The sequence below is a fragment of the Shewanella gelidii genome (assembly GCF_014647855.1).
In the GTDB taxonomy this organism is placed as follows: Bacteria; Pseudomonadota; Gammaproteobacteria; order Enterobacterales; family Shewanellaceae; genus Shewanella; species Shewanella gelidii.
This window is the reverse complement of record NZ_BMPZ01000002.1, coordinates 291829-318817: the sequence shown is the minus strand read 5'-3', so window position 1 is coordinate 318817 and position 26989 is coordinate 291829. Positions and strand designations below refer to the sequence as shown.

25 protein-coding genes are annotated in these 26989 nt (G+C 43.5%); 10 read left to right on the top strand and 15 right to left on the bottom strand.

Going from position 1 to position 26989, the window contains the following annotated elements; genetic code table 11:
- Window positions 1-42: 42 nt before the first annotated feature.
- The 3 genes from pyrH to rpsB form a co-directional block, all read right to left on the bottom strand.
- Entirely contained in the window at window positions 43-774 is a 732-nt protein-coding gene (pyrH, locus tag IEY18_RS04920) for a UMP kinase (protein WP_188918419.1), read from the bottom strand.
- Window positions 775-854: 80 nt separating this feature from the next.
- Window positions 855-1703 carry a translation elongation factor Ts gene (gene tsf, locus IEY18_RS04915; protein WP_188918417.1) on the bottom strand — a complete coding sequence of 283 codons (849 nt, stop codon included), beginning with the start codon at window positions 1701-1703 and terminating at the stop codon, window positions 855-857.
- Between the two features lie 121 nt (window positions 1704-1824).
- The gene (rpsB, locus tag IEY18_RS04910) at window positions 1825-2553 is read right to left on the bottom strand and encodes a 30S ribosomal protein S2 (RefSeq protein ID WP_188918415.1); all 729 of its coding nucleotides are present in this window, start codon (window positions 2551-2553) and stop codon (window positions 1825-1827) included.
- Between the two features lie 283 nt (window positions 2554-2836).
- Here rpsB and map point away from each other — a divergent pair, with 283 nt between their 5' ends.
- The 3 genes from map (at window position 2837) to IEY18_RS04895 (ending at window position 7572) form a co-directional block, all read left to right on the top strand.
- Window positions 2837-3634: a type I methionyl aminopeptidase gene (gene map, locus IEY18_RS04905; RefSeq protein ID WP_188918413.1), complete on the top strand. Its 798-nt coding sequence runs from the start codon at window positions 2837-2839 to the stop codon at window positions 3632-3634.
- 99 nt (window positions 3635-3733) lie between these two features.
- Window positions 3734-6301: a bifunctional uridylyltransferase/uridylyl-removing protein GlnD gene (glnD, locus tag IEY18_RS04900; RefSeq protein ID WP_188918411.1), complete on the top strand. Its 2568-nt coding sequence runs from the start codon at window positions 3734-3736 to the stop codon at window positions 6299-6301.
- A gap of 83 nt (window positions 6302-6384) precedes the next feature.
- Window positions 6385-7572: a tetrahydrodipicolinate N-succinyltransferase N-terminal domain-containing protein gene (locus tag IEY18_RS04895; protein WP_188918409.1), complete on the top strand. Its 1188-nt coding sequence runs from the start codon at window positions 6385-6387 to the stop codon at window positions 7570-7572.
- Window positions 7573-7636: 64 nt separating this feature from the next.
- Here the strand turns inward: IEY18_RS04895 and purU are convergent, their stop codons facing one another.
- The 5 genes from purU to IEY18_RS04870 all read right to left on the bottom strand — a co-directional run bounded on the left by purU (window position 7637) and on the right by IEY18_RS04870 (window position 11785).
- Window positions 7637-8470, bottom strand: coding sequence for a formyltetrahydrofolate deformylase (purU, locus tag IEY18_RS04890; RefSeq protein ID WP_188918406.1), 834 nt, complete (start codon window positions 8468-8470; stop codon window positions 7637-7639).
- A gap of 135 nt (window positions 8471-8605) precedes the next feature.
- Window positions 8606-10081, bottom strand: coding sequence for a PTS transporter subunit EIIC (locus tag IEY18_RS04885; RefSeq protein ID WP_188918404.1), 1476 nt, complete (start codon window positions 10079-10081; stop codon window positions 8606-8608).
- On the bottom strand, window positions 10036-10497 hold the full coding sequence (locus IEY18_RS04880) for a flavodoxin (RefSeq protein WP_188919160.1): 462 nt from the start codon (window positions 10495-10497) through the stop codon (window positions 10036-10038). The genes IEY18_RS04885 and IEY18_RS04880 overlap by 46 nt, the downstream gene beginning before the upstream one ends.
- A gap of 180 nt (window positions 10498-10677) precedes the next feature.
- Entirely contained in the window at window positions 10678-11478 is an 801-nt protein-coding gene (gene truC, locus IEY18_RS04875; RefSeq protein ID WP_229779739.1) for a tRNA pseudouridine(65) synthase TruC, read from the bottom strand.
- On the bottom strand, window positions 11465-11785 hold the full coding sequence (locus tag IEY18_RS04870; RefSeq protein ID WP_188918399.1) for a YqcC family protein: 321 nt from the start codon (window positions 11783-11785) through the stop codon (window positions 11465-11467). The genes truC and IEY18_RS04870 overlap by 14 nt, the downstream gene beginning before the upstream one ends.
- Window positions 11786-11926: 141 nt before the next feature.
- On the opposite strand from IEY18_RS04870, the gene IEY18_RS04865 reads away from it, so the two are divergent.
- Together IEY18_RS04865 and IEY18_RS04860 are read left to right on the top strand one after the other, a co-directional pair.
- A complete protein-coding gene (locus IEY18_RS04865) occupies window positions 11927-12937 on the top strand; it encodes a DUF3549 family protein (RefSeq protein ID WP_188918397.1) in 1011 nt (336 codons plus the stop codon).
- Window positions 12937-13323, top strand: a complete 387-nt coding sequence (locus IEY18_RS04860) for a DUF3301 domain-containing protein (protein ID WP_188918395.1) — start codon at window positions 12937-12939, stop codon at window positions 13321-13323. Before IEY18_RS04865 ends, IEY18_RS04860 begins: the two co-directional genes overlap by 1 nt.
- Before the next feature lie 1393 nt (window positions 13324-14716).
- On the opposite strand, the gene IEY18_RS04855 is transcribed toward IEY18_RS04860, so the two are convergent.
- The 3 genes from IEY18_RS04855 to IEY18_RS04845 all read right to left on the bottom strand — a co-directional run bounded on the left by IEY18_RS04855 (window position 14717) and on the right by IEY18_RS04845 (window position 16247).
- On the bottom strand, window positions 14717-15028 hold the full coding sequence (locus IEY18_RS04855; protein WP_188918393.1) for an Mpo1-like protein: 312 nt from the start codon (window positions 15026-15028) through the stop codon (window positions 14717-14719).
- Window positions 15029-15045: 17 nt separating this feature from the next.
- Window positions 15046-15690, bottom strand: coding sequence for a GNAT family N-acetyltransferase (locus IEY18_RS04850; protein ID WP_188919158.1), 645 nt, complete (start codon window positions 15688-15690; stop codon window positions 15046-15048).
- Between the two features lie 185 nt (window positions 15691-15875).
- Window positions 15876-16247, bottom strand: a complete 372-nt coding sequence (locus tag IEY18_RS04845) for a DUF3192 domain-containing protein (RefSeq protein ID WP_188918391.1) — start codon at window positions 16245-16247, stop codon at window positions 15876-15878.
- 156 nt (window positions 16248-16403) lie between these two features.
- Here IEY18_RS04845 and IEY18_RS04840 point away from each other — a divergent pair, with 156 nt between their 5' ends.
- Together IEY18_RS04840 and IEY18_RS04835 are read left to right on the top strand one after the other, a co-directional pair.
- Window positions 16404-16733, top strand: a complete 330-nt coding sequence (locus IEY18_RS04840; RefSeq protein WP_188918388.1) for a hypothetical protein — start codon at window positions 16404-16406, stop codon at window positions 16731-16733.
- A complete protein-coding gene (locus tag IEY18_RS04835; RefSeq protein WP_188918386.1) occupies window positions 16733-17506 on the top strand; it encodes a Zn-ribbon-containing protein in 774 nt (257 codons plus the stop codon). Before IEY18_RS04840 ends, IEY18_RS04835 begins: the two co-directional genes overlap by 1 nt.
- Window positions 17507-17589: 83 nt before the next feature.
- Here IEY18_RS04835 and syd read toward each other — a convergent pair whose 3' ends face one another.
- Window positions 17590-18231, bottom strand: coding sequence for a SecY-interacting protein (gene syd, locus IEY18_RS04830; RefSeq protein ID WP_188918384.1), 642 nt, complete (start codon window positions 18229-18231; stop codon window positions 17590-17592).
- A 26-nt stretch (window positions 18232-18257) separates the two neighbouring features.
- Between syd and queF the strand changes: the two genes are divergently transcribed.
- Both queF and IEY18_RS04820 read left to right on the top strand, forming a co-directional pair.
- The gene (gene queF, locus IEY18_RS04825; protein ID WP_188919156.1) at window positions 18258-19148 is read left to right on the top strand and encodes an NADPH-dependent 7-cyano-7-deazaguanine reductase QueF; all 891 of its coding nucleotides are present in this window, start codon (window positions 18258-18260) and stop codon (window positions 19146-19148) included.
- A gap of 323 nt (window positions 19149-19471) precedes the next feature.
- Window positions 19472-20635: an alginate export family protein gene (locus IEY18_RS04820; protein ID WP_188918382.1), complete on the top strand. Its 1164-nt coding sequence runs from the start codon at window positions 19472-19474 to the stop codon at window positions 20633-20635.
- Between the two features lie 138 nt (window positions 20636-20773).
- On the opposite strand, the gene IEY18_RS04815 is transcribed toward IEY18_RS04820, so the two are convergent.
- Entirely contained in the window at window positions 20774-21610 is an 837-nt protein-coding gene (locus IEY18_RS04815; RefSeq protein ID WP_188918380.1) for a 4'-phosphopantetheinyl transferase family protein, read from the bottom strand.
- A 116-nt stretch (window positions 21611-21726) separates the two neighbouring features.
- Here IEY18_RS04815 and IEY18_RS04810 point away from each other — a divergent pair, with 116 nt between their 5' ends.
- Entirely contained in the window at window positions 21727-23367 is a 1641-nt protein-coding gene (locus IEY18_RS04810; RefSeq protein WP_188918378.1) for an SLC13 family permease, read from the top strand.
- A 105-nt stretch (window positions 23368-23472) separates the two neighbouring features.
- Here IEY18_RS04810 and IEY18_RS04805 read toward each other — a convergent pair whose 3' ends face one another.
- Together IEY18_RS04805 and fusA are read right to left on the bottom strand one after the other, a co-directional pair.
- Window positions 23473-24348 (bottom strand): SEL1-like repeat protein, encoded by an 876-nt coding sequence (locus tag IEY18_RS04805; protein WP_188918376.1) that lies wholly within the window; start codon window positions 24346-24348, stop codon window positions 23473-23475.
- 468 nt (window positions 24349-24816) lie between these two features.
- A complete protein-coding gene (gene fusA / locus IEY18_RS04800; RefSeq protein WP_188918374.1) occupies window positions 24817-26853 on the bottom strand; it encodes an elongation factor G in 2037 nt (678 codons plus the stop codon).
- Window positions 26854-26989 lie beyond the last annotated feature (136 nt).

The following is a 26989-nucleotide window of genomic DNA, read 5'->3' as shown; positions in this document are numbered from 1 at the left end:
AATGTCCTTTTCGGTCAAAAACACCCAATTATTTGGGGAAATTTACTTTGCTCGAATGAGCGTACCTTCACTTTCTTCACCCATAATAACGCGTCTAAGCGCTCCTGGGTTATTCATATTAAATACCAGCAAAGGCATATCGTGATCTCTTGCCATCGTGAACGCAGCAAGATCCATCACTTTGTATTCGTTTTCCAAAACTTCATTGTAACTCAGCTGATCGTATTTCACCGCATCAGGGTTTTTCATCGGATCATCTGAGTAAACGCCGTCTACTTTTGTCCCTTTCAACACAACTTCTGCTTCAATTTCAATACCGCGTAAACACGCTGCAGAATCAGTTGTACAAAATGGGTTACCTGTCCCCGCCGCGAAAATCACCACGCGTCCAGACTTGAGCAAACTAATGGCTTCAGCCCAGTTATAATCATCACATACACCCTTAAGCGGAATTGCCGACATAAGGCGTGCATTAACATAGGCACGGTGTAATGCATCACGCATTGCCAATCCGTTCATAACCGTTGCTAACATACCCATGTGGTCACCCACAACACGGTTCATACCTGCATCAGCTAAACCTTCGCCGCGGAATAAGTTACCACCGCCAATCACAACTCCCACTTGAATACCTAACTCAACTAGCTCCTTTACTTCTTGAGCCATACGGTCCAAGACTTTAGGATCAATACCAAAGCCCTCTTCTCCCATTAAAGCTTCACCGCTTAGTTTGAGAAGAATACGTCGAAATGCAGGTTTAGGGTTTGTGCTCATTTTTTATATCCTGATTGTGTCGTTAGGTATGACAAGACCGCAGCATGGCCGCGGTCTTGGTAGTACAACTTGGGTGGCGATTAAGCCTTAGTTGCTGCGATTTGTGCTGCTACTTCAGCGGCAAAATCTTCTTCTTTCTTCTCGATACCTTCACCAACTTCTAAACGAATGAAGTTAGTTACAGTTGCGCCTTTCTCTTTCAAGATAGCGCCAACAGTCTTCTTAGGCTCCATGATGAAGGCTTGACCAGTAAGAGAGATCTCACCAGTAAACTTCTTCATACGACCAATAACCATTTTTTCAGCGATTTCAGCCGGCTTACCTTCGTTCATTGCGATTTCGATTTGAAGAGCTTTTTCTTTCTCAACGACATCAGCAGGAACATCTTCAGGGTTTACGAACTCTGGCTTAGAAGCAGCAACGTGCATTGCAACATGCTTTAAAGTTTCTTCATCAGCTTCACCGGTCACAACTACACCGATACGCTCACCGTGACGGTAAGAAGCTAGGTTTGCGCCATCAATGTACTCAACACGACGAATGTTGATGTTTTCACCGATTTTAGCAACCAAAGCAACACGAGTTTCTTCAAACTGTGCTTTTAAATCTTCAACAGTTACTTTCGCTGCAGCAGCAACGTCAAGCACTGCATTTGCAAAAGTAAGGAAGTTTGCATCTTTAGCAACGAAGTCAGTTTGACAGTTAACTTCTAATAGAGCAGCGAAACCTTCGCCGTTCTTGATTAGGATTGTACCTTCAGCAGCGATGTTACCCGCTTTCTTAGCAGCCTTCGCAGCACCGCTCTTACGCATGTTGTCAATCGCAAGCTCAATGTCACCATTGGTTTCAGTCAGAGCTTTTTTACAATCCATCATGCCAGCGCCAGTGCGGTCACGAAGTTCTTTAACTTGGGCAGCAGTAATTGCCATTGTTAAATCCTCTATAGATAATTCTACAAATTCAATAGATATAGAACAGGGGCCGGTTAAGGCCCCTGTTAACCAATCATTTTTCTTGGTTAATAAGGGCGATGACGAACATCACACCTTATTATTCAGCTTCTACGAAACCGTCTTGCTCTGCTTGAACAGCTAAGTCTTGGCCACGGCCAGAGTTTACTGCAGCAGCAACAGAAGCTGTATATAGACGGATAGAACGCATTGCATCGTCGTTACCAGGAACGATGTAGTTCACACCATCAGGCGCAGAGTTTGTATCAACAACAGCAACAACAGGAATACCTAGGTTGTTTGCTTCTTTGATAGCAATGTGCTCGTGGTCCGCACCGATTACAAAAATCACATCTGGAAGACCAGCCATGTTTTTGATTCCGCCTAGAGACTTGTCTAGTTTCTCTAGTTCACGAGTACGCATTAATGCTTCTTTCTTAGTTAGCTTGTCGAAAGTACCATCAACTTGCTGAGTTTCCAGATCTTTAAGACGCTTGATAGATTGACGAACTGTTTTCCAGTTAGTCAACATACCGCCTAACCAGCGGTGATCTACGTAGAACTGGTCACAAGAAACTGCTGCTTCTTTAATTGCTTCACTTGCAGCACGCTTAGTACCAACAAATAAAACTTTACCTTTCTTTGAAGCAACGTTGCTGATGAAAGCAAGAGCTTCATTGAACATTGGCACAGTATGCTCAAGGTTAATGATGTGTACACCGTTACGAGCGCCGAAGATGAAAGGCTTCATCTTTGGGTTCCAGTAACGAGTTTGGTGACCGAAGTGTACACCGGCTTGAAGCATATCGCGCATTGAAACTGTAGTCATTTCTATTACCTTATTAAGGGGTTAGACCTCCACGTATCCCATACATTCGACCATAAGTGGCACCCCGAAGCATGTGACGATACGTGTGTGATTTAGTATTTAAATTAATTGCCATGTATAATGGCTGCCATCTTCAACTTAAGACCGAGAGCAAATTGAACATTTGCACTTGGGTTTACGAGTCAAACATAACGGCGCGCTTTATACCATATATACAGATAAAGTACAATTTTTACATGAAAAAGCGCTGCGAAAAATCACTTAGGAAAGTAAGAGAATATTAATGAGTATTGTCATCAAGACGGCTGAAGAAATTGAGAAAATGCGGGCGGCAGGAAAGCTAGCGGCAGAAGTATTAACCATGGTTGCACCTCACGTCAAAGCCGGTGTAACCACCAACGAGCTAAATGATATTTGTGCAAAATATACTGAGGAGCAAGACGCCATTTCAGCTCCACTCAATTATCATGGCTTTCCTAAATCGATCTGTACTTCTGTCAACGATGTCATTTGCCACGGGATCCCTAACAACACCCCGCTCAAAGATGGAGACATCGTGAATATCGATATCACGGTTATCAAAGATGGATACCACGGCGATACTTCGAAAATGTTTTTAATCGGTGATGTCAACGCAAAAAATAAACGCCTTTGCCGTATCGCACAAGAAAGCCTGTACGCCGCGATTAAAAAAGTAAAACCCGGATTGAAACTTGGCGAAATTGGCACTGGTATCGAGAAGTTTATTAAGGCAAGCAAAAGCGGGCTTGAAAAGTATTCGATCGTAAAAGATTATTGTGGCCACGGGATCGGCGCTGGTTTCCATGAAGAGCCACAAGTCGTTCATTACAAAAATGGGGATAAAACCGTACTTCGCCCAGGTATGTGCTTTACGATCGAGCCCATGATTAATGCTGGCCGTCACACGACAGTATTAAATAAAGAAGACAATTGGACCGTTACAACCTCTGATGGCAAAAACTCAGCGCAATGGGAGCATACTTTACTCGTTACAGAGAACGGCGTTGAAATCCTGACATTACGTGACGAAGAGGATTTACCTCGAATTATAAATCACTAAAGCGACTGCGTGCCTATTCATTAAGTTCAACTCGGCAACATTCGCCAAGGCCCCAACCGTTTTGATGTTGGGGCAAAGTCCAGAAATTTAGGGAGTGAAATGAACGATTCTCTACAAGCAAAGTCTGCGTTAAATGCCAACCACCAATCCTTACTCGAACGATTTAAAGCAAAAGAAGATGTCTGCGAATTAGTCAGCCAACGTTGTCAAACCGTGGATACGCTCATTAAGGACACCTGGCGTCAGTTTGGACTAGAAGACACGAGCGCGGCTCTTGTTGCTGTGGGCGGCTATGGCCGAGGCGAGCTTCATCCGCAATCTGATGTCGACATTTTGATCCTCTTAGAAGATGAATTATCACTAGATGACCAAGGTAAATTAAGCCAGTTTATCGCCTTCTTATGGGATACAGGCTTAGAAATTGGCCACAGCGTAAGAACACTGCCAGAAACTTTAGAGCAAGGCCGTGGAGACATCACCATTGCCACCAACTTATTTGAATCAAGGCTGCTCAGTGGTCCACTCCCTTTATACAACGAACTCTACCACAGTATTCGATTACAAGATTTCTGGCCCAGTAACGAGTTTTTTATCGCAAAACGTGCAGAACAAGATGCGCGACATGAAAAAGCTAACGCATTTGATTTAGAACCCAATGTTAAAAGCTGCCCAGGGGGCCTTCGTGACATTCAAACCATTACTTGGGTCGCCATTCGCCACTTTGATGCCTCTAAACTCGAAGAACTCGTAAACTACGACTTTCTCGAGCCTGATGAACTTGGCGAGCTGCTTGAATGTCAGCAATTTTTATGGGAACTACGCTTTGCGCTCCATACCGTTTCTGGCCGCGACGAGAACCGCTTGTTGTTTGATTTACAACCACAAGTTGCACAGTTGATGGGGTACGAAGATGGGACCCAGTTAGCCGTTGAGCAAATGATGAAACGCTACTATCGCGCGATTCGTCGTATTCTTGAGCTCAACCAAATGCTGTTGCAACTATTTAAACGAGCAACACTTGAACATTTTACGCCATTAGAAATCTTCAAAGTTAATGAAAACTATCAGCGACGTGGCCAATTCATTGAAGCTTTAAATGACAACCCTTTTGAAAAACCAGCAGAGATCCTGCATCTATTTTTATTGGTTGCCAAAAATTCAAACATCAAACGAATTTACTGGACGACATTACGCGCACTCCGTCGCGCGCGTCGCGCGCAAAAGCAACCTCTAATGGAGCATGAAGAGTGCCGTCAGCTGTTTCGCGAAATTTTGCGACACCCCCGCGGCATAGCCTCACTCTCCTTGATGCATAAACACGGCATTTTGTCGTCTTATTTGCCCGCTTGGCGTAAAATTGAAGGCCAAATGCAGTTTGATCTCTTCCACGCATACACAGTGGACGAACACACTCATAGACTCCTGCAGAATATCGATAAGTTTTCACAGCCCGAACAGAAAGAAGAGTTTCCGCTCGGTTCAATTTTGATTAACCAGCTCCCTAAAAAGGGGCTTCTGGTTCTGGCTGCGATTTTCCACGACATTGCCAAAGGTCGTGGCGGCGATCACAGCAAACTGGGGGCCGTCGATGCGTTGGAGTTTTGCCGTGCCCATGGCTTAAACGATCACGACGGTCGCTTAGTGAGCTGGCTTGTAGAAAATCACCTCGTCATGTCCGTCACCGCGCAGCGAAGAGATATCTCAGATCCCGATGTCGTCGCTAAATTCGCAACCCAAGTCAGAGATGCCGTTCACTTAAGCTATTTATATTGCCTTACCGTTGCAGATATTTGCGCAACCAATGAAAAAACCTGGAACAACTGGAAAGGAGCGCTACTTCGCGATCTCTACTTCTCGACCCAACGCGTGCTTGCAAGGGGTCAAGAAAAGCCCGTTGACATTCGCGCTCGTTTACGTGAATACCAAGCAAAGGCGAAGAAAGAGCTACTTCGCAGAGGCATTAAAGAAAAAGATATCGATACATTATGGCTTAGATTTAAAGCCGACTACTTTTTACGTCATCAACCAAGCCAAATTGCATGGCATGCAGAAGCTATCATTAAGCACAAAAGTGATGAGCCACTCATCTTAATTTCTAAGCATACCGTTCGTGGTGGGACAGAGTTATTTGTTTATGGCATTGATAGACCCAAACTATTTGCCACAGTCATGACGATTTTGGACAACAAAAATGTCAATGTTCATGATGCAAACATTCTGATCTCAAAAGACAACTATGCGTTAGATACGTTTGTCATCATGGAGCAAGATGGCACACCAATTACGCAGCTTTCACGAATTCAAAGTATTAAAAAGGCCCTCGCCAAAGCTCTCGCAAGCGACTCTCCAAAGCTGCCACGATTTAAGAAGCTCCCTAGAAAGATGAAACCTTTTAAAGTTTCAACGCAAGTGAGTTTTCTTCCCAGTAGCAGGCATGGTACAAGTACTATGGAATTGATATCCCTTGATTCACCTGGGTTACTCTCCAAAGTCGGTGACGTTTTATATCGCTGTGAGGTGAGCCTCGTCGCTGCAAAAATTACCACGATTGGAGAAAGAGCAGAAGATTTCTTTATGTTAAGAAACGCCTATGGCATGGCGCTTGACGATGAGCAAAAACACCAACTGAAGCTAGCATTGATTAGTGCGCTGTCACAATCTGAGTAATTACTACTTATATTCTGTACGGCTTCAGTTACATTGAGCTGACCAAATACCACATTAAATCGAAGACAAGAGTAGGAAAAAAGATGGTTGAGACAAAGCAAGACTTTATGACGCTAATCGAAAAAATTGAAGAACAAAGCTGGTACAAAAAACCCATCGGATTTGGATTAGCAAGAGTCGATCGCGGTCAACTCACTCCAGAAAAAATCTTACAAGCTACTTACCCTGTCGTGAACTGGAATGAAAACTTTGGCAGTGCTGCGGTATTCCTACATGCGTTGAGACAAACCGGTACTGAGCTAGACACCAGTAAGAGCGAGCTTGTTTGTGATATCAGTGAAGCCTTTGTCGATCAGTGTTCAGAAATCTTTAAACCATTTTTGATGCAAGCTGTGGGTGATGATCACAGAAACGTTCAAGTCACTGCAGTTTTATCAAGCCTAAAAGAGCACAACGAACTCAAGTGTGAAGATTACAAAATGGTATTCATCTTTGAAGATGATAAACCACAATCCGTAGAAAGCGTTTACTTAAAACTGTACGCATTATCAACCGGCAAAGCGAAGCTCCGTAGCTTGAACTTAGATGGTGCATTTGGCCAGCTCCATAATTGCGCATGGTCAAATGGTAAACCGATTGAGCTTGACTGGTTAAGAACACACGAAGTCACTCTAAAACTTTGTGGTAACTACCCAGAGATTACCATGGTCGATAAATTCCCACGCTTCTTATCTCACGTCATTCCTGCAGATAACACGCGTATTCTTGAAACTTCAAAAGTTCGTTTCGGTGCGCAGCTCGCTGCAGGCACAACCGTAATGCCGGGTGCTTCTTACATTAACTTTAATGCCGGTACAGAAGGTGCGGTGATGGTAGAAGGTCGCATTTCTTCTTCAGCCATTGTTGGTGCAGGCTCGGATGTTGGTGGCGGTGCATCGATTCTCGGCGTCCTTTCGGGCACCGATGGCATCCCGGTTTCTATCGGCGAAAACACCCTGCTTGGCGCGAACTCTTGTACCGGTACGGCCATCGGCGATAGCTGCGTCATTGACGCTGGCGTAACCATTTTGCCAGGCACCAAAATCACTCTAAGTGAAAAAGCAGTTGCTGCGATTGCTGAAGCCAACCCAGGCAAGGAGATCACACCATTGATGCGTGGTAAAGATTTCCTCGGCGTAAATGGCGTGCACTTCAGACAAAACTCTACTAATGGCCAAATCATCGCCATGCGCAGTACCCGTGAAGTAAAGTTAAACGACGAGTTACACTAAGCTTTAATCGTATAAAAAAGGCCGCAATATGCGGCCTCTTTTTATTCTATATCTCGTGCAATCGTTAAAATACCACGGTCTTATTGCCATACACGACCACTTGCTCATTCAAAACAAGTTGCAGCGCTTTGCTTAATACACTTTTCTCAACATCTCTGCCCGAACGAGCCATATCTTCGGCACTATAATGGTGATCTACAGGAATAACATCCTGCTTAATAATAGGCCCTTCATCTAAGCAGTTATTTACAAAATGAGCCGTCGCGCCAATAATTTTCACACCGCGTTCCCACGCTTGGCGATAGGGTGATGCTCCGACAAATGCAGGCAAAAAAGAGTGATGAATATTGATAATTCGATTTGGGTAGCGCTCTACAAATTCTGGCGTCAATACGCGCATATACTTAGCTAATACGAGATATTCTGCGTTATAGGTATCAATGATACTCAGCATTTTTTGTTCATGCTCACCACGAGTTACGCCTTCATGGCTCACAAAATGAAACGGTACATCAAATTTGTCAGTCAATGGTTTTAGAATTTCATAGTTACTCACGACCGCAGCAATTTCAACATCGAGAGCACCATAGAAAGACTTCATCAGAATGTCTCCCAAGCAATGGGCTTCCTTTGTCACCATGACCACAATTCGTTTTTTGCCAGCGTTAACCAAGGTCATATGGTTTTGCTCTGGCAAGACTTTTCTTAGGTCTGCGAGTAATCCCTCATCATTGAATTCGCCTTCCAATTCTGTGCGCATAAAGAAACGCCCTTGGCCATTGTCAACAAATTCACTGTTCTTAATAATGTTCAGCTGATGCTGAAAACACACGCCAGTAATTTTTGCGATCAGGCCCTGTGCGTCAGCACAGTCTGTAATTAAGATTTTGCGTTCCATAACACTTCCAAATACCACGAAATAAACAATGACCTAGGATAGTGCCATAAATCACTAAAATCTCCAGAGCAGAGAAAAGGAAAAGCAAAACAAATGAATAATTTTCAGTAAAACTATAGAAATAACGAAGAATATTTAAGAAGGAAGCTGATCTAAGTGATTTTGAAGTAGCTCTCGAACCGTTTCCGCTTTGGTTCCATAAACCACTTGCACCCCCTGACCAACAATAATGACGCCTTTGGCTCCCAAATTCTCAAGATGTTTTTTATCTACAAGTTCCGGTGCGTCAACGCTAATCCGCAATCGAGTTAAGCACGCATTCAGCGATACAATATTTTGTGGACCACCGAGGGCTGTAATGATGGAGAGCTGACTTTCATTGGAGTCGACAATATCCGTGGCTATTCGGCCCGGTGTTTTTAAATTAAACCCTAAAATAAAGCTCTTGAAGATGTAATAATAAACCAGCGCAGTAATAGGCCCTAGCAAGAGCATCCACTCAGTGTTTTGCGACATATGAAACAACAAACTAAAATCAACGAGCCCCTGCGAAAATACAATACTATGGTGGATATCAAGCAACACGCATAGGCCATATGCTAAGCCGCTTAAACAGGCATGCACAAGAAACAAAAATGGCGCCACAAACATAAAAGCAAACTCAAGAGGCTCAGTCACCCCAGTCAACCAACTGGCTGCTGCAGCTGACAGCATAATCCCTGCAACACGATTCTTTTCTGACTGATCGGCACATTTCCACATGGCATACGCTGCGGCTGGAAGTCCCCACATTTTAATAAGATAACCACCAGCAAGGTTCCCAGCGGTCGGATCTCCGGCTAAATAACGAGCAATCTCTCCCCGTACAAGCTCACCATTGTCATAGTATTGGCCAACTTCCAAATAGAAAGGAGCATTCCAGATATGATGCAAGCCAAGCGGGATTAGCATCCGCTCCACCGCGCCATAAAGGGTAAACGCCAGCGCGGGCTTTTGATAAACCACCCAATTGGAGAAGTGTTCGATCCAGATTGAAAGTACCGGCCACAAATGAGATAGGATATATGCCAACATCATACAAAGTGGAAGCATAAGCAATGGTGTACTTCGACGGCCATCGAAAAAAGAAAAAATAGCGGGTAAACGAATATATTGGCTTAAACTAACGGCCATGCAGGTGACGGCACCAACTAGCAACCCACCCGCAATACCAGTATCAATGGTATCCACCCCCCATAGGATCTGAATCGCCACTGGCGTTGCATCAGTCAGAACCGTTAACGTGGAAGAAAAGATACCAAAACCAAAAACAGCACTAAACGCAGCAATACCTTGATCTCGACAAAAGCCAATCGCAATTGCCACGGCGAAAAGGATCGGCATGATATCGAAAATGAGCTGACCAATTGTTAGCAACAACTCATGAGCTTGGAGTGGGATGAACTCTATGGGGCTATAGGCAAGACCTATCATGACTCCAGCAGCTGGCAATACAGCAATAGGAACCAGCAACGCCTGGCTCAGGCGTTGCGCAAATTTAAACCAGTGCTTTCTTATGAAGTCGACTAGGCCAATTCTGAACTTAGATTTTCGTTCCAACTCTTCAACCACGTTAATGCATCCACCTCGGGTTCCATGGTTTCACATGCGTCCAACTCTAAGCGCTCTCCAATCCGTTTAGCGCCTAACTCGCTCAATAGCTCATCAACTTGTTTGCCTGCCTGACAATAGGTTTCATAGCTAGAATCACCTAGCGCGACAACACCATATTGCAATTCGGGTAAATAAGGGGCAATCGACTTTAGCTCATAAAACCAAGGCTGCAGATCGTCGGGAATATCGCCTTGGCCTGTTGTTGACGTGACAACAATAAGCAGCTCACTTTGGGGGGGAACAAACCCTGTCAACTCATAGTTTTGCCAAAGCTTGGTTTCGTAGCCACTTGTCAATAACGCTTGCTCTATCGTTTCCGCAACGAATTGAGCATTTCCATAAACCGTACCAAAGACAAGATTGACTTTATTCATCATACACTAAGCCCAGAGACAATATTCCATTCATGGTTTTACAATACTGTATCCGCTTACCCTGTAGCAAGCGATTCACATCATCTTTGTTTACTTATCGTTGTGATCTGTATCAGATTTACCTTTCATCAACCGACGTCCAGGGAAGCATGGGATGATAATTTTAATGAAACCGTTAATTTAAAGTGCTACCTCCAATGTATCCGAGCAAGATAGCGCTTGTGGCTGCCAACCTAAACCAGAAAACAAAGTGAGCCATTCCGGCTCCAGTTCAGTTTCAATACTCAAAGGTTGGTTAGTCACAGGATGGATAAAGCTAAGCTTCTTCGCAATTAGCCATAACCGATTCACACCGAAGTGATCACGAAAAAAACGGTTTTGTTTACCATCACCATGGGTGGTATCCCCAACAATAGGATGCCGAAGGTGTGCCGTATGCCGTCTCAACTGATGCTTTCTACCAGTTTGTGGTTGCATTTGCACTAAACTGAAACGACTTGTCGGATAGCGACCTGAACTATATGGGATTTCGCTAGTTAACAAAGGTTGATAATGGGTAATCGCAGATTGAGGCGCCTTATTTTCATTCGCGTGTTTATCACCATGCTTGTCCAGCTCCTCCTTCAAGGCATAATCCAAAACCCCACCTTCAAGGATATGACCCCGAACAATAGCCAAGTAGTCTTTCTTAATCGTATGTTGCTCAAATTGCATGCAAAGTTTATTTGCAACCTCACTGCTTTTTGCGAAAAGCAACACCCCAGAAGTAGGTCGATCAAGTCGATGCACAGGAAACACATGACAACCCACGAGATCACGTGTTAATTGCATTGCAAAAAAACGCTCTTTACGTGCAAGGTAACTGCGATGCACTAATAACCCAGCGGGCTTATGAATTGCGACTAAATGCTCATCTTCAAATAAAATCTCAATATTCGGCTGAACTTCTTCGTCTAGTAAATCTTCTTTATCTTGGCACATTGAGCAAGTCATCCAACTGTTGAATCACACGAATTACATTTTGATATCTCGGCATATCTGACCATACTTGCTCAGCCATTGGCGTAATTGCCATAGACGTCGGCAACGGCAATCGCTTTTCGATTAACTGTTTCATTTTGGGGATAAAAATAAACTGTAGCCACATTTCAAAAGGCATCGAATCACAAGCAAAGGGGGCTTGGCTAGATAAAGCCTCATGGGAGGGTTCAACTGATGACCAAAGTTGCACTGCTTGTAACTGTTCAGCAAGCACATCTAATAATTGCTGAGTTTGATTGGATAACATGGAAATTCCGGTTGAGTAACAGTTTTAGTAAAAGGCACTATGTGCGCGACATAATTCGGCCAAGATCATACCATCTACAGCGACTTAACCCTATAATGCCGACATCTATTCGCACGACTTATACGCGGTTTTTAATTCACAATGGCAGAAATCACTACACTCAGTCAGTTTTTGACAACAGCTAATACCCAATTTCAAGTTTATGACCTAGGTCGTCGAATTCAACATATTGATATGATGGCCTTCCATCAAATCGAAGCATTGACATCGCCCTACCCTCACCCAATTCAAGGCCACGCCCAATTTGCCGTCGTCTTTTGGGATGAAAGCCAGCAACACTATATTTGGTTTCTTAAACTGCCATTGGATGAACGTGGACTTTTAAACCCTGCAGCGCGCACCCAATTCATAAAAATGGTCGTTGAAGCGCTCGGCAGTGATCCCACACTCGCCCTATCTGAAGAGCAACAAGATAAACTTTCAAACCACCCCTTTGCTTTTAAGCCGACTCAAGAAAAGCTTGCCGTCTTCAACGCGCTCGTCAAAAAACAGCTTGGCCTTAGAGCATCCGCACAGTATGAGTTTGCTTACCAATACTTAAGTGGTCAAATTGCCCCAGATATGTGGCAGAAGGTCGGATTGCAAGGCATTGCAGACATTTGTGTAAGAGCAGAAGAGTTCGATCACTTAGAGCAATTATGTAGTAGTCTAGACACTGCCGCGCTCGAGGTACAAATAGCTTTATGTCAGTGTTTTGAGCATCTGAGTTTAGCTCCTAGGCTCATAGAGAAACTGGCGCACAAGTTTGAAACCGCAACACCAGAAATGCGACTGTACTATTTTAGAGCTCTCGCTTGCTCAGCAACTGATACACAAAGAGCAATAGCAAAATTAGAACAGGATAATGCGCTTGATGCAGAAGCCTTAGTCACGATAGCAGCGCGTAATTGGACTGCGCTCAAAGATGATGCAAGCCGCAAAATATTTTTGGAAGCGTTGGCAAAGCAAGATCAACTGTTTTTTAACCAAATTTTCGCTGATGTAGTTGCTATTCCCCTGATCCGCACTTTATTTCTTGCAGAGCTGAGAAACCCTGAGCGAAGTGTTACGCTATCGACAGCCATTGGTGGCCTGTTTAAAAGGACTCAATAATGATGATAGATTTTTTGATGATCGCCGCTGTGGTGGTCATCGCAGCATTTTTTTGGCAGCTAAGACAAATGGCAGAAATTAGCCGCCAATTTGCCCAGCAAGAATGTGGTAAACAAAATGTTCAGCTACTGGCCATCGCAATGGAGTCTGCTTTACCGAGTATTGGCGGTTCAAGTGGATTATGCTGGAAAGCAAAGTTTATGTTTGAATTTAGTACCGATGGATTAAATCAGTACAAAGCAAATATAAATATGCATGGTAAACGAATCCAAAAAATCCAATGGCCAATTTTTCCCGAACCAGAATGGCAACAAGCCCCACTTGCCCGTGGCACAGTCGGTGGTTGCGGTTCAAAAGGAAGTTGTAAGTCTGGTGGGTGTAAATGATTCGCTATCGATTTAGCTGATTAAAACGATGATCGCTTTGAAAAGCAAAATAAAAGAAAGGCGCAACTATCCATAGTTGCGCCCCTTGATCTTTTGCTTAGCCATCCTGCTATGCTTCTGCTCCATGCACCGTCCTTGCGTCTGTGCAGCATCCTGCCGACATCCGTGTAATCCTTCTTCCTTGTACCACCTAGGTACTTTTCCTTGTTTACAGCCATCCCTTGACTGAACTGACTCATTCCATAAGTGTGTCCAAATTCTTCCTTGGGCATCCTTACCAGTACAATCCGTGTTTACTGTCGTCCTTAACAGTAATCTAGCCATCCATGTAAAGTGACCATCCTTGGTTACGCATATGGCTTTCCTTCATGAATGCCACATCCTTGCGTAAAGTTATCCTTAGCACTGTTAGTCCTTAACACTGCTAGACTTCCTTAGTCATGTTCCTATCGTGCTTCCTTGTACGTCTTCAATATTACGCGAAAGCAATAAAAATAATCGGCTGATTTACTCTAGCAAGACGAACGAAATTAACCTGACTCAAACACATCGAACAATAAGGCACTGTTATAAAACATAAAAAATCTTAGCCATTTACATTTATCTTCATCATTACTCTTGTATTTCTTACGCATCTGTAAGATATCTCTCACATCACCAACAGACAGGTAGACATATGCGAAAAATGCAGCTTAAAGGCTTTCAATCGCCCATTAAAAAGGCGCCCCTAAGGGCGCCTAGTCAATCTTTTGATAGCCATCCAGCTATGTGCATGCTCCTTGCACCATCCTTACGTCTATGTGCTCCATGCGCTATCCATAATCCTTATTTGTCCGTGTACAATTGTACTCAATCCTTTGCTCGGTGAATCCTTCACGCGACGCCATCCTATAGCTTTTATCCTCTAACGCTTCCTGCTGTCCTTAATCCATTTTGCTTCCATGTACATAAATTTGTACTTTCCCTATTTCAGCAATCCATTCGCTGAGCTTATGCCGATTCCTTTGGCGTGTCCTATTTCTTCCTGACATCTTCCATAATTTGCAACCATGCAATCCAATATTCCTTTTGAAGTAGATATCCGCTCTACTTCTATCAACATCCTATTGATATCCTATTCAATCATTCCATGATAAAGCCATTTGCTAGCTTCCGTTGACGTCGATGTCATGTAACGGTATGTGGTCATTCTATTCCAAATGTAAACAATTCGGTGGACTAAAATTATTAAGTTGCAGAGGCTACAAGACACAACAAAACCACAAAAACACTAACCAACTGTTTATGTTCACCTTTTGCATTAAGAATCAAAATATATCTGAACAACATAAGACCTATGTCTTACACGCTTGTAAGATATATCTCACAGGGAAACCAGCAAATATCCAGATCACTATTTTTCAAACTTCAAGATACAGCGCACAAATTGTGCAAACATAACCCAATCCGCAAGGAAGCTATAAAACGGATAGGAGAAAGTCGCTGGTCTATTTTTTTCGAAAACATAATGACCAATCCATGCAAAACCATAACCCACAAGAGGTAATAAAAATAGCAGGTAGTAAGACTGAGTGAGCACGCTACATATCGCGAGAAGTATGACTAAAATACTGCCGAAATAGTGTAAACCCCGACACCTGGAGTCTTGGTGCTGCGACAAATAAAACGGATAAAAATCCGTAAAAGTTTTGTAGCGTTCGCTCATCTATATTGACTCCGTTGTTACTCAATTGAATGATGTGCAGTTGTTGGCTTCCGATACAGAACTAGATTACCGCTTAGATCAGCAATACGCATTGCTTCAGAAATTTCAAAGCCACACTGAGTAAATAGAGATTCATGCGCCTTATTGCTCACGAAAACCCCAACCCCATCGATGGCCTGCTGTTCATCTAACCAGCTTTTCACGGCTTCAACTAAAAATTTACCAACCCCTTGGTTTTGTACTTTTGGTGCAACAGCAATAAATTGAATAATCCCGAATCGTGCTGACGGTAGGAGCTCATAAATACTAGACTCTTTTTGAATCAGGGCTTGCGTGGTTCGCCAGTCTGTCCCCAAAACCATTTTAAAGCGCCAATGCCAAAATCGACTTTCACCAATTGAAAACTGATGAGTCAACATACAAGTGACGCCAACTAATCGATCTTTATCATATACACCGATAATTGGTTGTTCTTGTTGCCATAACTCATTCAACTCTTCACGAATTACCGCTCTTAGCTTTTGCTCGTAAGTCGCTAAATCTTGATGGCCAAATGAATGAATAAAAAAAGGGTCGTCATGATAAGCATTGAAGAGTAGAGAAGCGGTAACCCGAAGATCTTCTGCGGTTAAATAAACTGCACGCAAAGCCTGTGTTTTCATCAACTCAATTCCTTGATCTTGATCAAAATCTTCTTCCAATGTATCAAGCTCATCATCAAGTGTAAATATTCCTCCTTTTGGCTCTCCCGATATACTTATAGGAAGCATTGTTGGAACATCACTACATGGGAAAAGGGCCGTTCGCGATGAACAGCCCTTGATTGCTTTGGCCTAACACTGGCAAACTAAATTTTGCTATACGCCGTCTCACCCCAGCCAACAAGTCTATCGTTACTGATGACAACTGGAGTACACTCATTTTTTGTGGTCTTACCATCCCCTTTAACTCTTTGCGTGCGATAAAACAGCACGTGAACTTCTTTACTATCTTGCAAGTAGGCTTCACTAAAGTCAGCGGTTCCCATCAATACCTTCACTTGATCCATGCTCATCCCTAAATCAAGGCTTGCCAAGTTAGTTCGGTTCTTTGTTTGAACTTTTTCCCACTTCTCATTGTTATCCCATTCGCCATCGCCGTCACCTACATTGACCACGCAACCAGTAAGACCTAAGCTAGACACCCCAAAAAATGCAATCGCAAGTAATTTTGCTTTCATATTGTTATCCTTTTTAAAATACGCAAGTTGATATTCAACTGCCAGACAAAGCAAATAGCAGGCCAAAACTGTAAACCTATGTTTTAAAGCCATTTTAATATTTAATAATGGTAATTAATCGTCGAAAAATTCAGGTAATGAGGAATTGAACCAAAAATGAGTCTAATTGACAAAGTGTTGGCCGCGGCAAAATCGATCGCTGACGAAGGCAAACAACCTAGCTTAGCGCTCATCAAAGCGCGAACCGCAAATAAAATTCCAATGCCAATACTTATCCAAGGCCTACAGACATTTCGTAGCCTGCCTGAAGCTGAAAGAGCAAAAATAACTTTATCCGTTGAACCAACAGAACCAACACAAGAGCTAACACTGGAAAACCTCGCTGAGCGGCTGGCTATACTTGAACAACAAGTCAAACACTTACAGGACAAAAACCAACACTTAGAACAACAAATTGATAGCTTAACGCCAGAAGAGAACGGTTAATGTTTGTATACGAATTACGTTTTGAGTGTTTTGCAGATACAACCATTTCAGCAGCAGAAAAAGCGATCAATAATGTGCTTGAAGCCATGCGTGCAAATGGCCAAATTCTAGGTCGGGAATTTGCTGTTGCTTTAAATGATGGTGAATTTAGAGTTCGATTACTGACACCTGAAAAATCGAGCCTCGCAACTCGATATCATAGTCCCTGGGTAAAACAGGCACTAACTCAACTGACTGCAGCAAATATTCTAGCACCAAGAGAGAAGTTTATTGGCCAAGACATCAACTCTGAAGAAAGCTCTATTGAGCCGGCTTCTTGGCAAGTGCTATATACCAGTTATGTCCATATGTGCTCCCCCTTAAGAAATGGCGACAATTTACTCCCAATTCCTTTATATCGAGTGCCTGCAAGTTTCAATGGTGATCACAAACACCTCATTCGATGGCAAGCAGAGTGGCAAGCATGTGACGAACTACAAATGGCATCTGCAACCCAAGCAGAATTTGCTGCACTACGAGAAATATCTGACGAACGAAGTGATTTATTTAGAAGAGGCTGGGATTTAAGAGGCAGAATTGAATATCTAACAAAAATCCCAACTTATTACTATTTGTATCGTGTTGGTGGTGACAAAGCTGCGGAGCATAATCGAGCTTGTCCACGCTGCGGTAATCAAGCATGGAAGCTTGAACAGCCCCTTCATGACATATTTCATTTCTGCTGTGAATCTTGCCGTATTGTGTCCAATCTTTCTTGGGACCATGTGAAATAAGTCCAATTGGTAGCAAATCATATCCACTGGATGATTGAAGGCTGAGTTACACTCAGCCTCTTTCGACATTAAACTAAAGAGCCTTAGCGTCCTGTCAAATTACGCCACATACGCTTGAAACTGGCAAATATCCCCGGATGTTCAACTGCAGCAACAACCTCTTCTGCAGGTAAGTTTGGCGGCGCAACCTTTACTGTCAACTGCTCAAGGAATGCCTCAAGACTATCGGCCAAAACTTCAGACTGCTCCTCCCCAGGCACCTCTTTCGCAACAACCCCCGTTTGATTATTCACCGTTAACATGATGTCTCCGTCTCCCAAAACACCAATAAACCAAGTTAAAGGTTGCTTGAGCTTTCGTTTCATCATCAAATGGCCAATGATATTTTGTTGCAACAAATCAAAATCATCAGCATTCCATGGCTGAATGAGCTCTCCTTCACCCCATTTAGACTCGAATAACAGGCAGCCAGAATAGTAACGACCGTAGAACTCGGCAATATCTGAATGCAACTGTAACTCAAGGGCTGATTCAACATTACTAAACGAGCCACTTTCTGAACGGAGAACAGGCTGCCAATACACCAACGTCTCTTCCGTTGCTGGCTTAATGACGCATTCTGATGGCTGATTTGGAGCATAAAACCGAGGAGGCTCATCTAGACGCTGCAAATAGGATTGATAGTATTGCCGAACAAATTTATCCAAAGCTATAAAACAAGACACTGAGTTTGATTCCAATATCGGGTACAATATGCGCCTATTTTGACATGGAAAAACAATTGATGACACAACATCATGATCCTTACCAAGGTGCATCAGAACTTAGCGAACTCACTCTTGGGCAAGCAACATCATATCAAGCAGAATATGATCGAACTTTACTCCAAGGCGTACCACGCAAGTTAAATCGTGATGCCATCGAACTTACCCAGAATTTACCTTTTCACGGCGTCGATATTTGGACTGCATTTGAGCTTTCATGGTTGAATGCGAAAGGCAAGCCTATGGTGGCGATTGCAGATATTACGCTCGACTGTAAAAGCTTAAACCTCATTGAATCTAAATCTTTTAAACTCTACTTAAATAGCTTTAACCAAACGCGCTTTGATAGCCTTGAAAAAGTGCAGCGAACCTTAGAGCAAGATCTTAGCAATTGCGCACTTGGTAGCGTCACGGTACGCCTGATCGAACCCAAGCACTTCAGTACCCAACGAGTAGTAGAACTTCCGGGTGATTGCATTGATGATTTAGATATTGAAATAGATGACTATCGATTTAATCCACAAATCCTTTCAAACAGTACGGATAAATCACAAATTGTTGCCGAAACACTCACTTCAAACTTACTAAAATCGAACTGTCTAATCACTTCCCAACCAGATTGGGGCAGTGTAATGATCCGCTATCAAGGACCAAAAATAGACAAAGAAAAGCTATTAAGGTATTTAATCTCATTCCGTCAGCATAATGAATTCCACGAGCAATGCATAGAGCGCATATTCGTTGATTTAAAAGCATTTTGCTCCTGCAGCAAGCTCACCGTCTACGCCAGATATACACGTAGAGGAGGGCTGGACATTAACCCGTATCGTAGTGATTTTGAGCAAGCTCCCGAAAGCCAACGCTTAGCGAGGCAGTAGCAACACACAGGTCACATTTCAAGATTGAATTCAGCCCGCATCTATTGCGGGCTTTTTTGAGTTCGGTTATAACTTGAACAACTCCCCACTTTCTATCGCCTTAATTTGTAGCGACTCAAGCGACTATTTTTTAACCTACATGGATTAGAAAAACAAGATTAATACCTATTTAGTAATACCTCCAATTATATATAAGCTATTGATCCCCCTCACAAATTTTGACCAAAAAAAACATGCAAGTATAAAACTTGTTATAGATCACTTTTTATTATTGTTAACTCCTCAACAATCCGCTCGACACTGATGATAATGAGGAAAAATAAATGAAGATCCGTGTACTAACCTTAGCTGTTCTTGCTGGTCTGGCATCAAGCGCAGCGACTGCTGATCAATTGAAAAAGGGATTCGTTGATGACGCAAAAGTAAATGTTCAATTCCGCGCTCGTTTTGAGCAAGTAGATGTGGCAGATACAGAAGATGAAACAACGCTTCGTACTCGCCTAACCTATCAAACGGGTGACATTTACAATGTATTTGGCTTAGCAGAAATTGATGATGTTCGTTCATCAAACGATAATCCTGCCGTACCTGACTACAAATACACTGAAATCAACCAAGCTTTCCTAGGTTATAAAGCACCTGCAAACACCTTGGTAAAGTACGGCCGTCAGCGTATTCTGCTGGACAACCAACGTTTTGTTGGTGGTGTAGGTTTCCGTCAAAATGAGCAAACTTACGATGCTTTCTCTGTAAAGAATACTGCTGTTAAAGATCTGACTGCATTTTACGCTTATGTAAATAACGTTAACCGTATCTTCCCAGAAGGTTCGGGCAAAGAAGATCATAAGAATGAAACTCACATGCTGAACCTAAACTATAAAGGATTAAGTTTTGCAAAAGTGAGCGCGTACGCTTACATGATCGATAATGTAAATGTTGCCGCATTCTCAACCGATACTTATGGTATCCGCGCCGCTGGCAAGCAAAAGTTTGATGATTTAACATTCAACTACGAAGCAGAATATGCCGTACAGTCTGAAGGTGGTGATAACCCTGCAGATTACAGTGCCGACTACATGCTTTTACGTGCGGGCTTAGGCTTCAAGGGCTTTGGTGCAAAAGTAGGTTATGAAGTTCTAGGTTCTGATGATGGTGCAGCTGGTTTCATCACGCCACTAGCTACGCTACATGCGTTCAACGGCTGGACCGACAAATTCCTATTTGGTGGTAAAGGTAACTGGGAAAATGGTATCCAAGATACTCACGTTATCCTGACTGGCAAAGTTAATGGAGTAAAACTGCTTGCTAAGTACCACAAGTTTGACTCTGACTATGGTGATATCGACATGGGTAGTGAGTGGGGTGTTGCTGCAACTTACCCATTTGCTAAGCACTATAGTGTAGGCGTTAAATATGCTAGCTTCAGTGCAGAAGACTTCTCTGCTGACACTGACAAGCTGTGGATTACTCTGCAAGCGAAATACTAATTAGATAACCACTAATTAGTTAAAAAACACGCACTCCCAGAAAAGGACAACCAAGTTGTCCTTTTTTGCGTTTATAACCCGAGCATTAACTTAACCGATACATCATGGCGTTAGCCTTCATCTTAATATTGTCAGAGACTAGAGGTCTAAAACGCCCAGCATCAGGTGAACTTCTTCAGCAGGTTTGTCTGTACACACCGCAAATCGATAATTTGAATTTAAGCGACCCAAAAGGACTTGCCAACAGGGCAAAGCCTGATAGTTTTGCTTCTGGCCACTATCTATTGCTGTCTCTATCATTATATTTTCATAGATTAAAACATCATCTATAAGCGCTAAGCTTGCATGCTTCTCAACCTCTGCTGAGACTTTCTGCATTCGATGAAAGTTAAATTGAAATGATTGCAAACTCAAAGCCAGACCTAAGCCTCTCGCTTTAATGTACGATTCTTTTAGCGCCCATAAATCAAAAAAGCGTTTTCGGCGACTCTCGTCTTCTAAAGCCATGACATCTTTAATTTCACACTGCGTGAAATAGTGTTTCATAATCGATTGAAAATTTGTGTGCGCTCTCTCTCGCTCGATATCTACACCAAGCTGCAATTCCTGTTGCTCGCAATGACAAACCGCAATCACAAGCCAATCACCACTATGACTTATATTAAATTCTAAACCACTCGCCACACGCTGCTGGGCACATAACCTAGGCTTTCCTTTCTCACCATATTCAAATCGCCAGTCCTGAGGCTTAATCGAACGATGTTGAGAAAGCGCAAGCCTTAAAGCCGCTCTCACTATGAGCCCTTGTTGCTGTGCCTTTTGCAATTTAAATCGCGCGACTTTATCACGCTCTTCTGGTGTTAAAATTGCCTCAAATCTTGCTATTTGTTGAGGTGAAAGCATGGAGTTTAGTGAGCAAAACCAAAGTTTAACCTCAAACTTGGGGTGCTGATTGCTTTCAAAAGAGTTTGACAAATTCACACACCTTTTCTTAAAAATGAACAACAATTAAAAACGCTTTCAAGTGGCCTGCGTTAGGCGTAAATTAGAATACAAAGCACAGCATCGCTTATACAAACTTGAGGTGAAGGATGACACATCAAGATCAAAAGTCTGCAGCGCGGGCATCATTAAACGCATTGTACTTTAGCCGAATACGTCATTGGATGATACTTCTCTTGGGGCCAACTTGCGTCTTATATACACTACTGACAACGCCGCCCGCACTCATGCCGCCAGAAGCTTGGCTAATGGTCGGTGTGACAAGCATGATGGCATTGTGGTGGATCTTTGAAGTCATCCCAATTCCCGTGACCTCGTTACTGCCACTGATCCTACTACCGCTGCTTGGTGTCGCTGATATTAAAACCGTCTCCACCCCCTATGCACACCCAATCATTGCACTTTTTTTCGGGGGATTTATGATCGGCATGGCAATGGAGCGCTGGGGCCTGCATAAACGTATCGCCATCAACATAATGCTTAAAACAGGTAGCCAACCAGCGGCTTTAATTGGTGGCTTTATGATAGCCACTGCATTTCTCAGTATGTGGGTTTCCAATACAGCCACTAGCGTCATGATGTTACCCATAGGCTTATCCGTCGCTGCGATTATTTCAAATTGTCAAACAAGCACAAAGCACAGCAATACTGCAGGTGAACCATTCACAAAAGCCCTTCTCCTTGCCATTGCTTATAGCGCAAGTATTGGTGGACTTGCGACACTTATCGGCACCCCACCCAATGCACTACTCGCGGCTTACTTATCAGAAACCTACCAACGAGACATAGGTTTTGCCCAGTGGATGATGATTGGCCTCCCTGTGGCTTCAATCATGTTAATACTCACTTGGCTATGGCTCACTCGATGGGGTTACCAATTCAACTCTCAGCCCTATACAACACATCAGAATGCAAATACTCAAGCACAGGAAAAGCTCCACTCCTCAGTTGATTCTGATCTCAAACTGAACCCAAATGCCAATGTTCCAGCGGCATATATGACGCCCCCCACAGCGATCCACTGCCAACAAGAAGTAGAAAAGTTAATCCAAAAACAGAGTCACGACTTAGGAGCAATGAACCGTGGCGAAAAAATTGTGCTCCTTGTTTTTATCACCACGGCCCTTGGTTGGATGTTCCGCCCTTTTTTGCAGCAATATATTCCAGGGCTTTCAGATCCGCTGATCGCCATTGTTGCAGCGCTATGTTTATTTATTATTCCGGTAAAATTCGACCAAGCAGGAACCGAATTCGTCATGGTCTGGGAAAAATCCAAAGATATTCCATGGGGAGTGTTTATTCTTTTTGGCGGCGGCCTTGCGTTGGCGGCTCAAATTAAAGCGACCGGTCTTGCACAATGGGTTGCCAATTATATGCAGCACCTTCAAGGAGTACCGATTCTCATCATTATTTTGGCCATAGTCAGTGTCATCGTATTTCTTACTGAACTCACCAGTAATACCGCGACGGCGGCAGGCTTCTTACCTTTGTTAGGTGCCTTAGCCGTTTCTATTGATATTGACCCCATAACGCTCGCAGCACCGGCAGCACTTGCCGCAAGCTGTGCCTTTATGATGCCAGTTGCGACACCGCCCAATGCTATTGTATTTTCAGCGGGTAAGCTCAAAGTGTTCGATATGATCCGTTGCGGCTTGGTTCTCAACATTGTCGGAATTGTCGTCATTACCTTTGTTGGCTATAGCCTCATTCACTATGTGTTCCTTAGTTAATAATAAGTTATGAATGACATAGTTCGGCGCATACAAGCGCTCCATCAATGAAAAAGGGCATGGTAATAACCATGCCCTTTTTCTATCTGTATCAAGTCATCATGACTAATCAGCGTAACGACTAACCGTAAAATCATCCAATGCATCTTGCATCTGAGATAGCTTTAATATCGCGCTATCGTTACCCAAACGAGCTGCTCGTTCGTACCATTCGACCGCTTGTACGATATCAGGCTCTGTCCCCAAGCCAACTTCAAACATTAAACCTAGTTGAAATGCGCCTTTCGCATTACCTTGCTGCGCAACTTGCAGGTACCAATCAAATGCTTGCTGTAAATCTTGTTGCACGCCACGACCCTGTTCATACATTGCAGCCAAATTAAGCATCGCAATGCTATAGCCTTGTTTAGCCGCTTGTTGATACCAATCTAAAGCGAGTTCAAGATCTGACCCCACGCCGAGGCCGCTTTCTAGCATCATCGCAAGGCTCGTTTGGGCATAGCGATGACCTTGCTCTGCGGCCTGCCGATACCAATATGCAGCAGTAGACAAATCCTTTTTTACGCCCAACCCTTCCGCATAAAGCATTGCAAGATTATTCTGTGCTCGCGCATGCCCACGCTCAGCCGCTTTTAAATACCATTGGAATGCAGCTTGATAGTCACGATCTGCACCGTGGCCGGTTTCAAACATAATACCTAAATAATTTTGTGCGTCTTGGCAACCTTGTGATGCAGCACGCTCAAACCATTGACTAGCTCTGGAGAAATCCTGACTCACGCCAAGGCCATATTGATACATGAGTGCAAGTCTTGTTTGCGCGGGACGGTGTTGCGCTATGGCGGCCTTTTCTATCAAACCAAAAGCTTGGGTAAACTTCTCTTGCTGGTAAAAACGATCACCTGCCACAAAGTCAACATTGGCGGCAGCGGGTATTGCCCAAAATAAAAGGAGTAGTCCGGTGGAAATAATTCGATTCATATATAGCATCCTTGTCCTGCATCACACGACTTAGTGTAAAAGCTTGAGTGATACTAATGCTAAAAATTAGAAAATGCTGTTTTTTTACATGATTCATTTTCGGCTTTTAGAGTTACTTCAAATAAAGCTAAATCTAGTGACCAATCGCAAACAATCAAGCCGGAATGAACCCTATGTGAATTTCAGTTCCAGCCCGCCATAACAGCATATCACGCGGAAAGCACCACCAGTTCGTCATCTCATTTAGCTTTACACTCCATAACTAAATAGAACCGCCGTTCACCCCAGGAAACAATCTGAATTTGTCTCCACTCAATATAAAAAAATCTGTCGGTTTACCAACTCAATAACCCCGCCACAATGTGAATTCATAAAAAAGCCAGTATCAAATTGATACTGGCTTTTTTGGCTTAAACAAACGCCTTAAAACTCATGCTAAAAAAATCTATGTAAAAATGTAGCGAAGCTTTACGACTCCTTTTCCATGAGCTGTTTTTGCACTACAGCGGGCACCATATCATATCGCACAAACGCCATACTAAATTGCCCGGCGCCACCCGTCATGGACTTCAATCGTGTTGAATAGTCATCAACCATGGCCAGCGGTGCTTCAACGTGAACCTCAACTTTCAACTCACTCATCGCCTCGGTCCCACAAACCATACCGCGGCTTGCGCTTATATCACCGGTAACATCACCAACATGCTCTGGCGATACTGCAATTTTCATTTCCACAATTGGCTCAAGAATAATAGGCTCCGCTGCAGCACAGGCATCTGCAAAGGCTTTTTTACCTGCCATCACAAAGGCAATTTCTTTGGAGTCAACACTATGATGCTTCCCATCTAGTAGAGTCACCTTAATATCTTGCATTGGATACCCAGCTAAAGCGCCGATCGCCATAGCTTCTTTAACCCCTTTTTCAACCGCTGGGATATATTGGCTTGGAACCGCACCACCAACAACTTTTGATTCAAACTCAAACCCTGCCCCACGCGGCAATGCTTCAACAGTAAGCTCGACTTCCCCAAATTGACCGGCACCTCCAGATTGCTTTTTATGTCGATAACGCGCAGATGCCTTGCCATTAATGGTTTCACGATAAGCAACAGCCGGCTTATCCGTATCCATATCCACATTAAACACGTCTTGTGCTTTCTCCAAAGCGATCTGTAAATGCAAATCACCTAAGCCTTGCAAAACCGTCTGGCCTTCAGCTTCGTTACGCGCCAAGTTTAAACTCGGGTCTTCGGCAACTAACTTATGCAAAACCTCCGCAATTTTTTGTTCATCACCGCGCTTTTTAGCTGAGACTGCAAGACCAAATATCGGTTGGGGTAAATTTAGCTCTGGTAAATGGTAGTCATCTTCATCATGGCTATCATGTAAAACGGCACCCACCTCCAATTCATCAATCTTGGCAAGCGCACAGATGTCTCCAGGTATTGCCGAGTTCACTTCGATATGTTCATCACCCTGTAACTTCAACAAATGCGTCACTTTAAAAGGTTTACGGCCTTCGCCGACAAATAATTTCATCCCATTTTGTAAGCGGCCTTGGTGCAAGCGAAACACGCCCATACGACCAAAAAATGGGTCAATCGCAACTCTAAAAACATGGGCTAAAATATGATCATCCGCACTTTGGCTGACATCAACCGGCACCGCATCATCGTCAAAACCTTTTATGAATTGCGGTGGATTTGCTTCTAGCGGGTTTGGCATGAGCTTGACCATCACTTCAAGCAATGAAGTCACCCCAATATCTTGTTCAGCGCTTGCAAAGCAAACTGGAACTAAATGCCCCATACGTAGTGCTGTTTCTAATGGTTCATGGAGCTGCTCAGGGGTTAATGACTCGCCCTGCTCTAAATACACTTCCATCAGTGCTTCATCTTCTTCAAGCACTGTATCAACCAGCTCATCTTTCGCTGCCAGCGGCGTATGGAATAAAGTTGCAGCGGCCTCTTCACAATGTAAGTAGCAATCAACCACACCATCGCATGCAGCATTCGGCAGGTTCACAGGCAAACAACGATGACCAAATCGATCTTGAATGTTTGCGAGTAATGGCTCAAGCGCAGACTCGTTACCGTCTATCTTGTTAATAACAATCAGAACCGCTTTACCTTGCGCACGCGCGGCGTCAAAAGCTCTTTGGGTAACGCTTTCAATACCAGTCTCAGCATTGATCACCAGCATCACCGACTCAACACCAGGCAATGGCAGCAGTGCTCGACCAAAAAAATCTGGCAAACCAGGGGTGTCGACGAGGTTTATATGGTGATTGTCAAAATCAAGATTGAGAAAAGAGGGTTCTAAACTGTGGCGGTGTGCTTTTTCTTGGGCAGTGAAATCGGCATGATTTGTGCCCTTTTCCACCCTGCCACGTTGGGGGATTGCCTTCGCACTAAAGAGAAGTGCTTCCTGCAGAGAAGATTTTCCTGCTCCAGTATGCCCTAGTACAGCAAAATTTCGGATCTGCTCTGTTCGATACTCAGCCATACGGCCTCCTTGTGTCACTTTTCAATACGCTAAATATTGGTAGAAAACATTGAGTACGCAGCCAGTATAGACCTCTAAACTAGCACAAAATTTGACCTCCGTCGCACTTTACTCTTCAGTGTTACCCCTTCTGCAA